At 36.1% G+C, this 13,202-nt stretch carries 9 protein-coding genes; 3 read left to right on the plus strand and 6 right to left on the minus strand.

Features of this window, described 5'->3' with window-relative positions:
* The first annotated feature begins 214 nt into the window (after positions 1–214).
* The 3 genes from B806_RS0107705 to B806_RS0107715 are packed head-to-tail and all read left to right on the plus strand — an operon-like array spanning position 215 to position 5,082.
* The gene (locus B806_RS0107705) at positions 215–433 is read left to right on the plus strand and encodes a DUF6471 domain-containing protein (RefSeq protein ID WP_017402832.1); all 219 of its coding nucleotides are present in this window, start codon (positions 215–217) and stop codon (positions 431–433) included.
* A gap of 31 nt (positions 434–464) precedes the next feature.
* Positions 465–2,252 carry a site-specific DNA-methyltransferase gene (locus B806_RS0107710; protein WP_017402833.1) on the plus strand — a complete coding sequence of 596 codons (1,788 nt, stop codon included), beginning with the start codon at positions 465–467 and terminating at the stop codon, positions 2,250–2,252.
* On the plus strand, positions 2,245–5,082 hold the full coding sequence (locus tag B806_RS0107715; protein ID WP_017402834.1) for a DEAD/DEAH box helicase family protein: 2,838 nt from the start codon (positions 2,245–2,247) through the stop codon (positions 5,080–5,082). The genes B806_RS0107710 and B806_RS0107715 overlap by 8 nt, the downstream gene beginning before the upstream one ends.
* Before the next feature lie 536 nt (positions 5,083–5,618).
* On the opposite strand, the gene B806_RS0107720 is transcribed toward B806_RS0107715, so the two are convergent.
* The 6 genes from B806_RS0107720 to B806_RS0107745 all read right to left on the minus strand — a co-directional run bounded on the left by B806_RS0107720 (position 5,619) and on the right by B806_RS0107745 (position 13,090).
* On the minus strand, positions 5,619–6,038 hold the full coding sequence (locus B806_RS0107720; RefSeq protein ID WP_017402835.1) for a hypothetical protein: 420 nt from the start codon (positions 6,036–6,038) through the stop codon (positions 5,619–5,621).
* Position 6,039: 1 nt separating this feature from the next.
* Positions 6,040–8,163 (minus strand): integrase, encoded by a 2,124-nt coding sequence (locus B806_RS0107725; protein WP_017402836.1) that lies wholly within the window; start codon positions 8,161–8,163, stop codon positions 6,040–6,042.
* The gene (locus B806_RS0107730) at positions 8,156–9,712 is read right to left on the minus strand and encodes a site-specific integrase (RefSeq protein ID WP_017402837.1); all 1,557 of its coding nucleotides are present in this window, start codon (positions 9,710–9,712) and stop codon (positions 8,156–8,158) included. The genes B806_RS0107725 and B806_RS0107730 overlap by 8 nt, the downstream gene beginning before the upstream one ends.
* Positions 9,705–10,931 (minus strand): site-specific integrase, encoded by a 1,227-nt coding sequence (locus B806_RS0107735; RefSeq protein ID WP_017402838.1) that lies wholly within the window; start codon positions 10,929–10,931, stop codon positions 9,705–9,707. The genes B806_RS0107730 and B806_RS0107735 overlap by 8 nt, the downstream gene beginning before the upstream one ends.
* Positions 10,932–11,086: 155 nt before the next feature.
* Entirely contained in the window at positions 11,087–11,674 is a 588-nt protein-coding gene (gene ssb / locus B806_RS0107740) for a single-stranded DNA-binding protein (protein WP_005066890.1), read from the minus strand.
* Positions 11,675–11,725: 51 nt separating this feature from the next.
* Positions 11,726–13,090: an MFS transporter gene (locus tag B806_RS0107745; RefSeq protein ID WP_023187735.1), complete on the minus strand. Its 1,365-nt coding sequence runs from the start codon at positions 13,088–13,090 to the stop codon at positions 11,726–11,728.
* Positions 13,091–13,202: the final 112 nt, after the last annotated feature.

Raw genomic sequence — 13,202 nt, forward strand, 5'->3', positions numbered from 1 at the left:
TTAGAATAAACGTAGTAAAAGGTATTCAACTTCTTCACCTAGTGACATCTTAATTTTCGTATTTATCAATTCACTAATTAAAAATTTAAATCATCATATATGATAATTTAAATTTTTAAAGAAAAAACATATTTTAGTGTTTTGAATCATCATAAATAATGATTTATATAGTATTATGACATCAAATATCGCTTTAAATTAACGAGGTTGAAATGTGAATGATGAAGAATGGAAAAAATATGTGAAAGGCATACTCAAAGCAGAAATTGCTCGGAAAAATTTAAACCTTATTGACGTAGCAAAAATGCTAGAAGAAATAGGTGTATCCGAAACGCCTCAAAACATTAGTAACAAGATCAATCGAGGAACTTTTGGAGCAATCTTTATGTTTCAAATACTCAAAGCAATTGATTGTAAAGAAATACGACTTTAACCTTGACTTAATAGTAAAATAGGATTTATTCATGTCTGATAATTCACTCAAAAAAGGCAGATATACTCGTTTTAGTAATAAAATTGGACTTTATTCAACAAGCCAAGACCAAATTGGTTTTTTAAATAATAATAATGATGTAGTTTTAAGTTTCCCCTTTAAAGACACTGTGCTTGAAGCGGGTATGAGCAAAGAAGATACAGGTCGTGAAGAACGCTTTTTACATCAAGAAATTGATGGTACGGATATTGATACTTTATTTGAACCAAAAGTATTAACAAATTTAGAATATGTTTCAAAAGGACATACAGCAACTAAGTCATTAAATGAACAGATAGATTTTTTTGATGAACAAGGTAATTTACAAGAAAATTTACTAATTAAAGGTAATAACTTACTTGCTTTACATTCTTTAAGTGAACGATTAGCAGGAAGTATTAAACTAATTTACATTGACCCACCCTATAATACAGAAAGTGATAGTTTTAAGTATAACGATAGCTTTAATCACTCCTCATGGTTGGTATTCATGAGAAACCGCTTAGAAGTAGCAAAAAAATTACTCAAAGATGATGGATTTATTTGTTGTCAAATTAATGATGATGAACAAGCCTACTTGAAAGTACTGATGGATGAAATTTTTGGTCGAGAAAACTATTTAACCACTTTATACATTCGTGTGCGTTATTCAGATAAAACACTAAAATCAGACATGGATTTTCATAAAGAAATTGAACAGATTCATATTTATAGAAAATCACCTCTAGCAAAACCAATTTTAGATGGAAAAGAACGTGGATTGGATAAATATTGCTACTACTTCAAAGAACTAAGTAAAGGAAAAGTTATTGAGCTTGGTGGGAAGAAAGTTGAGGTCTTTAATAAAGATCAATATGTAATTGAACAACGTGAAGCATCAGAATTTGGTCTTAAGGAAATTTGGGCATCAGGTACAATTCTAGATGGAAATTCATCAGGTCGTTTTTTCAGAGATTATCTCACAGGTCGCAGTCAAATTGATGGGCTTGGGGCAATGTATAAAGTTTATGGTATTGGTGATGATCGTTTTGATTACCGATACTTTACGGGTGCTAAAAGAGAGAATGCAACTAAAGGAAAATATTATCAAGGTGTTCCTTTAGATCAATTAAATAATCCTCAATCAACCAAAACTACGCCTATGCCAAGTTTTTATGATTTAGCGGGAAGTTTTGGTAATTGTCGCTTAGAGGGAGATGCAGACTTTAGAAGTGGGAAAAAACCCGAAGCATTATTAACCATTATTCTTAAGCATTTCTCCGAAGAAAACGACATCGTTCTTGACTACCACTTGGGTTCGGGCACAACGTGTGCTGTAGCTCATAAAATGGGACGAAGATGGATTGGTATCGAACAGATGAATTACATCGAAGATATTTCCAAAGTTCGTTTAGAGAAAGTTGTTGAAGGCGATCAAGGTGGCATTTCTAAGGAGGTGAATTGGCAAGGTGGTGGTTCATTTGTTTATTTCGAGCTGAAAAAATATAACCAATATTTTGTACACAAAATTATGGTAGCTAATAGTAAAGGTGAGCTAGATGAAGTTTACAGAGAAATGGCTAAAAATGCTTTCTTAAAGTTTTGGTTTGATAAAGATGAATTTGAGAGAGATGAAAATTTCCGTGCGCTTGATTTAGATCAACGCAAAGAATTGCTAATTAGTATTTTAGACGAAAACCAACTTTATCTTAACTACGCTGATATGCGTGATAGTCGTTACCAAGTTACAGAACAAGAGATGGCATTAACTGACCTATTCTATGGAGCGAATAATGGCTAAGAGAATAAAAACCAAAGTTAAAGATACGTTGGAACAATTCTTATTCAATCAAATTGAATCGAATCCTGAATATCAAGAATGGGTCAGAGATTATCAATTGCCATCTTATATTACCGACAATCTTTCAAAGACGTTGCGGGGCTATCAGGAAGTTGCCATAAAGCACTTTATTTGGCTGTTTGAGCAAGACCCAAGCAAAGCTAAACACCTGCTGTTTAATATGGCAACAGGTACAGGTAAAACGCTAACAATGGCTGCTGCAATCTTGTACCTGTACCAAAAAGGCTACCGTAATTTTATGTTTTTGGTGCATCAATTACAGATTAAAGATCAGGCAATAAAAAACTTTACTGATTATAAGTTCGCCAAGTACCTATTTAACCCTAAAGGAGTTAAATTGAATGGTAAGACAATCAGTATTCGTGCAATTGATCATTTTCAGGATGCTCAAAAAGATGCAATTAACTTCGTGTTTTTCAGCACTGCGCTTTTATACAACCGTCTGACAGAAGATAAGGAAAACAGCCTAACTTCTCAGGATTTTGCGGATAACGCAGTAGTTGTCATTGCTGATGAAGCTCATCGTCTCAATGTAGATACCCGTAAAAAACTCAAGAAAACAGATGAAGAGGATATACGAAATTGGGAAACTGCCGTTCAATCTGCAATCTATGCTCGACCTAATAACCTGTTATTAGAATTTACTGCTACCGTAGATTTAGAAAACCCGCTTATCCATAAAAAATACCGTGACAAGTTAATTCATCGTTATGACTTTCTACAGTTCAATAAGGATGGATACAGCAAGGCAGTAAGTTTCCTTTATAACGAAGAAACACAGCTTGAAGATCAAAAGCGGCTATTGGTTATTAATGCGGTGGTTTTGAGCGAATACCGCAGATTGCTTGCTGAACGAGAAATGAATGTTCACATCAATCCGATTATCTTAGTTAAATCAACAAAGATTGCTAAAAGTGAGGAAGATCGGGAGTTTTTCCATAAAGTCGTTAGCTCCTTAAAAGTAAAAGATTTAGACTATTTAAAGAATCTAGGTGTAGGTACTCAACAATCTTTAATAGAGGAAGATCGAAACCGCTTTATCTCGCAGATGTTTAGTTGGATTGGTTCGCGTAAATCAGGTTTGGTATCAGCTCAAGACCCTGACGGTTTAAATGCGTTCATTGCAGAAATCAAAATGCATTTCCGTGAAGATAACAGTATGACGTATAACAGTCAGAAAAAAGAAAAAGCTGACTTACTTCCACTATTGGATAGCCCTAGAAATGTTATTCGAGCAATTTTTTCTGTCAATGCGCTCAATGAGGGATGGGATGTCCTCAGCCTTTATGACATCATTCATTTTGATATTTCTGAAACCAAAAAAGTATCTTTACAGGACATTCAGCTTATAGGTCGTGGCGCAAGATTGTGCCCATATAAACTACCAAAAGCCTATAAGATTTCTCGAAGTGGTGGATTGTTTGATGAAGAACACGGCTATGAGTTTGACCCGTTCAAGCGCAAATTTGACAATGCCCCGCATGAGCATGGACGCATTTTAGAAACTTTCTTCTATCACTTTGTAAAAACAGGCACGTTCCTAGAAAATCTGCAACATGCCCTACTTGATGAAGGCATTGTCAATCAGAGCATGGAGAAACGGACAATTAGGCTCAAGTCTGAATTTCTCCAAAGCGAAACCTATAAAAAAGGTTTTGTCTTGGTTAATCAGCAATTGTACCGCACCAAAACAACGGATACGGAAATTGATGCCACATTTAAACGTGAAATCAAAGCGAGTACGTACAGGCTTCATACAAGAAGTTTAACGGATGCTGAACAAAACAATATTCAGGCGGGTATTCGATATAAAACGATTCATCTCACTGAAAAGTATTTTTCATCATTGATCATTCGCAAAGCGTTAATGTCGGCAGAAAACAACTTTTTCCGCTTCAATAACCTGAAAAATCATATTGTTGGAATAAAGAGCATTGATGAATTGATCGAAAACTATCTCCCTTTATATGAAATTAAATATTCATATTCAGAGGGGAAAGACATTCATCAGCTTGAAGCCCATGAAAAACTGCAATTGTTGGTGGGTATAATTTTACCCGAAGTGCGTAAAGCCATAGATCGGCACATGCCTAAGATCACGGGAAGTCATCTCTTTAAGCCAAAATCGCTGTCCTCTATTTTCCAACAGGAAAAGAATATTTACTTGGTTGCATTCCCTACTCAGGATGCCAACGGTGAAACAGGGGTCATTGCGCCTGATGAACGTGCAAAAGCGCAATCAAGCCATGACAACCCTGACCTGCAATTTGATATTCATACTGCGGATTGGTATGCGTACAGTGAAAACTATGGCACAAGTGAAGAGAAACGCTTTGTGAAGTTTATTGCGACTCAAATTGATGAACTCAAAACCCGCTATAACGATGCAGAGATTTACCTGATTCGTAATGAACTCGACTATTGGTTATTCAGCCCTAAAGATGGTCGTAGATTCAGCCCTGACTACATGCTCGTTATTAACGATGCAGAGAATGGTGAAATGTACTATCAATGCTTAATTGAGCCAAAAGGCGGTCATTTACTAGAAAAAGATGCTTGGAAAGAAGAAGTCTTGATTAGTTTGGCTGATGAATGCGAAATTACTTTTGATGCAGATCACGATGACTCTCAAAACTATGTTGATTTCTTAAATGAAGTCAAACAACATGGCTACAAAGAAGTCAAATGCTTAGGGTTCAAATTCTACAACACAGAACCCCGAAGTGAAGCTGAATTTGCTCTTGATTTTCGACAAAGAATGCCGAGTTAATCTCGGCTTTTAATTATTAAGTATTTAAAAACCCACCAATAATATTAATAGCTAGTAGACACTTTTACTGTTCTTCCATTCTAATTAGCTTATTATTTAGCTCAAGGGTAATACCCCCCTAACGGCATTTAAAAACTGACCCCCTTGGTTAATATAGTGGTCGATTTGTTGTTCGTGTTCCATCATTGTTCATCAAAAACTAGCCTTGGAAGCAGCAGGGCGTGGTGTAAGTATGAATCATCAGGTGTCGGCAAAATTAGCTTATGTGACTATTTCTGGTGGTCTAACAAGTAAGAATTCGCCTAGCCTGATCTCTTTGAAAAGTTAAAACTTTAATCTTCTTGAATAGCCACCAAAATTCTAGGCACAAATAACCATCTTTTGATGGACCTTTTCATAATCTAATGGAGAACGCTGACCATTGGAACCATTAACGTCGAACATAAACGACGAACAGGCCATATGTGCTGATTGTCCTGAATAAAGGCGTACCTCATTTGGACTGGCTTGCCTTTTGCAAAGCAACCTTGACCAATTCAATCAGAACTTTTTTTACTCATCGGCTCATTTAGTTTAGCAATACTCACCCCATATTTATGAGCATTGTATTGCCAAACTACGAACTGCTCTAAAAGCATTGAATTCTCTTTTTCTAGTCTCTCTAACTTACTTTCCAATGCATCAATTTTGACTTGAGCTATTTTCAAACTTGCAGGAAGTTTTTGCTGTTTGGTTTTTAAGATTTTTAATGCTGCTGGAGATTTTTTTCCTAGATCATAAGCATTCTTAATTCTTTCAAATTTTTGTAGGGTTTGGCGAGTTGGTGCAGGTACAATCTCTAGTTGTACTTCAATTGCTTTGCATAATTTCTCCCACGTTAACTTTTCATTTGGCGACCAATAATCAAGAATTTCAACAATATCTTGTACATTCTGATCTGTTAGATGCTGTGCCATATTAGCTCCATAAATCCAATGATAAAGAATCATGTAAAACTGACTGCTCTTCAAGCTTTTTCCGTTGAGTATTCTCAATAACAGGGATACGTTTACGACCTGCTTTTTGATACGCTAAATCAAGATGTGTAACATGTTCCGAAGGCGGCAAACTTAAAGGCGTTCCATCAAGAATGTTTGGATCATCGAGTAGGGCAATCATCTGTTCACAACGTTTAATTGTTAGTTCTCTCATCTCTAGCCAGACCTTTGCACCAGTGATATTTTTACTAACAGCTTCCTCATCCTTTGCCCATAAGATTTTTTCTTTTCTAAGTCGATCTTGAAGCCGTTTTTTCTTTTCTTCATCACCCTTAATACAGACATGCTCTGTACAATTAAGACAATTTCTATACTTTAGACAGGGTTCATCAATATAAGAATGTGTACAAAGTCCAAATTCAGTGGTATGCATGGATAATGTTGTTTTAGTATTTAACTCCTGCAGAGTTCGAGGTGTAGCTATTTGGAATGTAAATGTACTATCAGTATTTACTGTACCAACCTCATTCTTCTGCATCTCAATTAAGCTAAAATTACGATCTTCAACCGAAGTATGGTCATATACTCGATTTTGCTTCATATCAGCCCGCCCTGACCATTTAGCGAGTAACATGCTATCCATCCCATTAGTATTTGCTATCGTGTTGAGAAGATGCCGAAATTGATGGGTGGTCATACTATAATCACCATATCCCCACCGTTGAAATATTGAGTTACTTTCAACCAATTCATTCTTTCCTTTTTTCTTTTTCCTAGTAGGTGCTAAATCCTCATTTAAAGTATCAATATGTGGCATCCACAACTCTGTCAATACTGGAGAAGTATTCTTGCGAAATTGGAAGGTAAAACAAGAAAATAAGGCTTCTGACCATTTAATTCGAACACCATTACCCGTACTAAAAGGTACATAAGGGAAGCCTTCAGGTAAGCGACTTCTTATCAATTCATTCAAATCATTCAAACTATATATATTATTCTTTCTTTCTAAACCTCTTACTGCCAAGAATTGATTGCCTGAAGTTCTAGCTGTTGTTGTATCCGAATAATTTGACTCATCAAAACCTAGCGCTTGCAATACTTGTTTTTTTGTTAACAGTTGCTCATCAGAGACTTCTGGACATAATTCATGTCGAGGAAACTTATCACTATTTTCTAACAGAGATGCAAATAGTCTTGCTTTTTCAGAAATTTTTTTTAATCGTTTAATTGCTAATTGAACAGTTGGGATCATGGCACTTGGAATGTATTTAATGTCATGCCCATAATTTTTCTGAGCATACCACCTAATACCTAATACTTTCTCTATATTGGAATCATCTGCTATAAGCCCTAAACTGCTCTTAGAAAGCGTTTGGACTTCTTCCTCATGGATACAATTATGCTTTAAGAAAAATAGCTCTGATGCTCGTTCAGGCGCAGCTAGAAGCAAACTCACAGCACTGGTGACAAAAATATCTCTATCTGACAGTTCTGAATCTTTCCGCGAGAAAATATCAGCTAATGCAAAAATCGCATCCTCATCAGGAAGTTTAGAAGCTCGATGTTCCTCTGACTCTGCATCTAACACAATTGATTTTTCAGAAGGCTTTTTAATTGGACTTTTCCAATCTGGTAAAGCTAATATTTTTAATTGGCGAAGAAAGTCTAAAAGAATCTTTAGGTGTCTACCCACATGATAAGCAGAACTTGCTTTATAGTTTTCCTTTGCATTTTCAGCAGCTAAGTCAAAATCTGCAATAACCAATTTAGTTAAATCAACTTCACCATATCGGTCTAAACATATTTGTTCTATTGCCCGAATTGAAAGAATTGTATCTTGGGTTTTTAACTTACTCTTAATTCTCTGATACTTAACATACGCTTTGGCAAATTCTAGAATTGAATGATGCAAAAGATTTTCAGGTGATCTATCTTTGGATGAAATACCTGTTTTGACAAAGTTTACTTCACCTTTCCAATAATTCTCATGAAATCTAATATCTTCATTCAATTCTGATAACTGTTTAACAAAATCAATAAACCGCTTAATTTCAGAGTAAGGAGATTGGATTTTTTCAGATGGAAAATATATTAAATTATCCATGGTTGAACTCCTTACAAGCATCAATAACTTGCTGAACGGCAATAATTGTACGGTCATTAACGGCAGCGACTTCAAGACTACAACCCATCTTAATTAGATCATCTCGCTCTTTAATTAATTGCTCTAGAACCAAATGATGAGGTGCTTTTGCCCAAGGCATAAACTTGCTACACAGATAACATGCGATTGGTGCATAATCATTGCAGTATTGATTTGTACCACATGAACCAACGTCACAATCTTGTTCTACAGAAGAAATTCTATTCGCATCTTTAATTTGTGATTGGGCTTCAATCTCATCTCTTACAACTTTCCCCTGAAAAGCATCTGCATATTTGCGTAAACTATCGTCCATTATAGATGATATTTGCTGTGCAATTTCGGGCACACTCTGCACATAACAGTGAGCATTTTGCGTATCATGATGATCTAACAACTTTGCAATGACATTCACACCCGCTTTCTGCCTAGCTGCATTTGTTCCAAGCGTATAGCGAAATCTATAAGCATTAACAAATATTGGATCACCTGTTTCCCTTGAACGAACACCAAGCTTTCTTACCGCATCTTTTAACTTTTGAGTTAATTGAACCGTAGGCAAATGAATAATTTCATTCGGTAAAATTTGTGAAATTTCCTTTTTATTGCTCCAATCCAAGTTTGTTAGCTTTTCAAGATCATAAAATAATGGTAATTCATCTACTTCATGTTTCAATAATTCTCGTTTAATTGCATTACTCAATGTTTGTTCCAGAATCCGAATATGTTCGAATAAAATTTGAGCGATACTTTCACGAATTCCCACTTCACTAAAAGCAAATCGGAATCCACTAGCACCTCTAACTTTAGCTCTAGGAATGTTAAGTATATGAACCTCATTCTTATCATTAAAATTATATTTATCCGACACGTATAGGTCTTTCACCTTTAATGCTGAAATTTGGATAGGTCGTCTACCAGTCGCACAAAAAACACGAATTAGAGCAGCCTCATAATAGGAAATCTTATTTTCTGCTAAATATTCATTGGTTCTAGTGATAATTGTTTGAAATTCAAATGGGCTAAATGGACCTTCATCTGGATCAAGGGAAAGGACTGCTGCTCCTTTTTCATTGCCACTCAATCTCCATGAATCCATTAGATCGTAAACTTCATCATCTACTGAGGAATAACCCAAATCATATAGTTTCTTCAAAAATACTCGTAGCATAGCTACTTTGTATTCATTTTTTTTTGCCGAATAGAAATTTTTATAATTTAAAAGACCTTTAATTGAAAAATGATTCTCTTCTGTAATATCAAAATATTTACCAATATATTCGCACATGTTTGCTGTATGTGAACTTGAACTATACTTAGCAAAATGAACTAAAGTCATGATCACATCTGATTGGACAGAAAACTCATAATTTCGTATCCGAGAGATATCTATAGTTTTATTGATATCTAATACCCATTTCTGATCATCGATACTAAACTCATAACCTTTGAATGATGTAAACTTATTTTGCGACTTATCTAAACTATCGATTCGAATTGATTTATTCATTTTCATCCTCAAATTTTTCTTGGATACCTAAGCCAATCTCTACAGCACGTTTATTCTCTGCACGTCTTGAATATCTTCTTGCACTTTGTGAGTTAGGTATCCACCCCATCAGATACGCACGATCTCTCTCAGCCTGATCTTCCGTTATTTTTCCAGATTTAATTAAAGTCTGAACTTTATCTGTATATTTATCATTCCATGTATGCCTAAATGCATGTGCATGCACATTGAATAAAACGACTTCAGAAATTTCTGAAAAAATTTTGTCCAGTGCATTAATTGAAAGCGGCTGTCCCTTATTTGATAAGATCAAAAAGTCTGTTAACTCTGCATTAGGCACTGTCGATCTATGATTTAGAATATAAGTATCCAATTTTTTCTTTAGATTCTGGTTGAGTGCAATTGATCGACTTCTGGTTTTAACCAACGGTTGATATAGCCTAGAATCACTTCCATCATGAGGATTACGCTTAATAGTAAGATACGACGTACCACCTTGAGAGGGTGTTATATCTGTAATTTTTAAATTTAATAATTCACCTTTACGACACCCAAGATATAAAAACAAATAGGTAATCAGCTCATTTCTATAAGTAATGTAATCTGAAGTCCAAATACGGTTCTGATTATCAGGATCAACTGCCTTTAAAATTTTATTTAGTTGATCAGTATCAAAAGATTTGTATTCAGCCTGAATATCCATGGACTTACGAGGTCTACGAGATTTTAAAAACTGCTTTGTACTTGTTATTGCAGATGAATGAAGATGCGTCTCAAACCACCCAATATATTCGGCAAAATTAGTTAACCGCCGATATATCAATTGTTTGGATACATAGTCCTGAGTAACAACCAATTTTGCTCTAGCTCGCTCTTTGTTATTACTTTTTGGAAAACTTATGATCTTTTTTTTTGAAGCTGTCCCGCTTAATCGGCTACGATTGAAACTGGTTAAATTTACTAAAGCTTCGATTTCATTTAATTTTAAAAAATCTTTATTTTTAATCCTTTGTTCCAAATCAATTCCTAACTTATCCAATAACTGAAACAGCAACTTAATATCTTCTAGAATAGCTGTAATAGTATTGATTGATTGACCACGATTTCTTAAATGAATGATCGTATATAAATTTGGATAAGTCATAGGAACACCATCACTATTCAAAAGAACAGCGAATCTCTCACCACCACTCATTACAAATCTTTTAACAAACATCATGGCTTTATTTAACAAAATATCTAAGTATTAAATATCATAAATCATAAGTAAAAAAATTTACAGAACCATTCCTAGTATCTGTAAATTTCTTTTGTAACTAACTACTAATAAAGAATAATTTTATAAACTTTACAAAACATGGTCTCTAGTAGGTGTCAGAACGGTAAATCGTCGTCTAAATCAGCTGGTGCAGAAGCTGGTTGTTGCGGAGCTTTAGGCGCAAAACCACCCGCTTGAGGATTGCTTCCACCATTACCGAAACCACCTTGGTTACCATAACCACCGCTGTTTTGGCCGTAGCCGCCACCTTGGTTGTTATTGTTTTGATAACCATTACCACCTTGTTGAGGTGCGTTAAAACGTGGTTGATTAAAATCATTACCACCAGCGAAACCTTGTTCACCTTGTTGACGAGCATCTAACATTTGCATCTGGTCGCCACGGATTTCTGTAGTGTAACGCTCTTGGCCATTTTGGTCTGTCCACTGACGTGTACGTAGTGAACCTTCAATATAAACCTTAGAACCTTTACGCAAGAACTGCTGAGCAATTTCCCCTAAACGGTTATGCAAAACAATACGGTGCCATTCTGTTTGTTCTTTACGTTCACCGGTATTTTTATCAGTCCAAGCTTCACTTGTCGCGATTGAAAATTGGGTCAACGAGCCCCCATTTGGAAAAGTTTTTGTTTCAGGATCACGACCCAAAGTACCAACCAAAATAACCTTATTTACACCACGCATTAGCTGTCTTCATCCTATACATTTCTATGTTTTACTTTATAAGAGTTATGCTTAAATGGCTACCTCTTTACCGAACAACTGCGTTAAATCACGTCGCGCAGTATCATCTAGAGACTGTTTATCGACTTTAATATAAGCAACTTGCTGGTCAGGCATCACCACAACTTCTTCGATACCACGAATTGCCAATAGCTGTGTGGTCCACTCATTCACCTGTTGCACTTGCGGCAATGGCAACACAATCGATGACAAATACCGCGGCTGAGCTAAACCAAAACTAATTAGCAACCATATTATAGCAATCCCTGCTAAGACACTCCATCCAATCGCAGTATTATGTAACATCAATAATTGACCACCTAGCGTGCCACCGAAAAAAGCGCCTAAAAACTGACTACTAGCATTGACGCCCATAGCAGTTGCTTTTGACTGAATTGGAGCAGACTTCGACAACCAAGAAGGCAATAAAGCCTCCATCACATTAAATGCAATAAAGAAAATACCTAGACCTGCAAGTAATACATATTTGGATTGATAACCAAATATGAGCAGCAGCAAACCTGCGATAATGCCTGTAATTGCTGTTAAGAAAATCCCGCGCATTTTGCGATATTTTTCAGCAATGATAATACTTGGAAATGCAAAAAACAGGCTAATGACTAATAGCGGTAAATACACCAAACCATGACTTGCTAAAGGAATATGTGCAAACTCGATGAGCTGTGAAGGCACATAAATAAACATGGCGGTCAGTAATAAATGCAGTGCAAAAACCGAAACATGCAAACGGTTTAAATCACCCATTTGAATGACTTGCTTAAGCTGTGCCATGTAGCCTTGCTGATAATTGCGATGATGACGAGTGACTTTAGGTACAAGCAATAACATCGCAATCGCAATTAAGCCCATAATGGTCGTGACAAAGAATAAGCCAGAAATGCCGACAAGGCTTGTGAGCCAAGGCCCAAGGCTAAACGCCACTACAAAAGACAGACCAATACTCATGCCCATTGCAGCCATGGCTTTAGTACGCTGCTCTTCACGCGTCACATCGGCTAAAAGCGCCATCACGACCGCTGAAACTGCACCAGCACCAGCGATAGCACGGCCAATAATTACGCCATAAATCGTGTCAGATAAACCCGCAATTGCACCACCAATCGCAAACAGTAGTAGACCAAAGACCACAAGTGGTTTACGGCTAAAACGGTCAGCCAGTAAGCTAAATGGAATTTGCAAAATCGCCTGACTTAAGCCGTAGACACCTACAGCCAAACCAATGAGTGCTGGAGTCGCATATTGATATGACTGCCCAACTACAGAAAAGACAGGAATAATCATGAACAAGCCCAACATGCGTAGTGCAAAAATACTACTTAAGGCAAAAGTTGAGCGACGTTCCAAAGCATTCATCATATCAATACACGTTATCAAACTAGGTAAATTATAAGCCGATTCGTTTCTAAAAATACGGAACACCTTATTTAAAATAACGATTTGGGCTTAAAAAAATAAAGAGGCATTTAGC

It is taken from the genome of Acinetobacter sp. TG2027 (genome assembly GCF_000302435.1).
GTDB classification, from domain to species: domain Bacteria; phylum Pseudomonadota; class Gammaproteobacteria; order Pseudomonadales; family Moraxellaceae; genus Acinetobacter; species Acinetobacter pittii.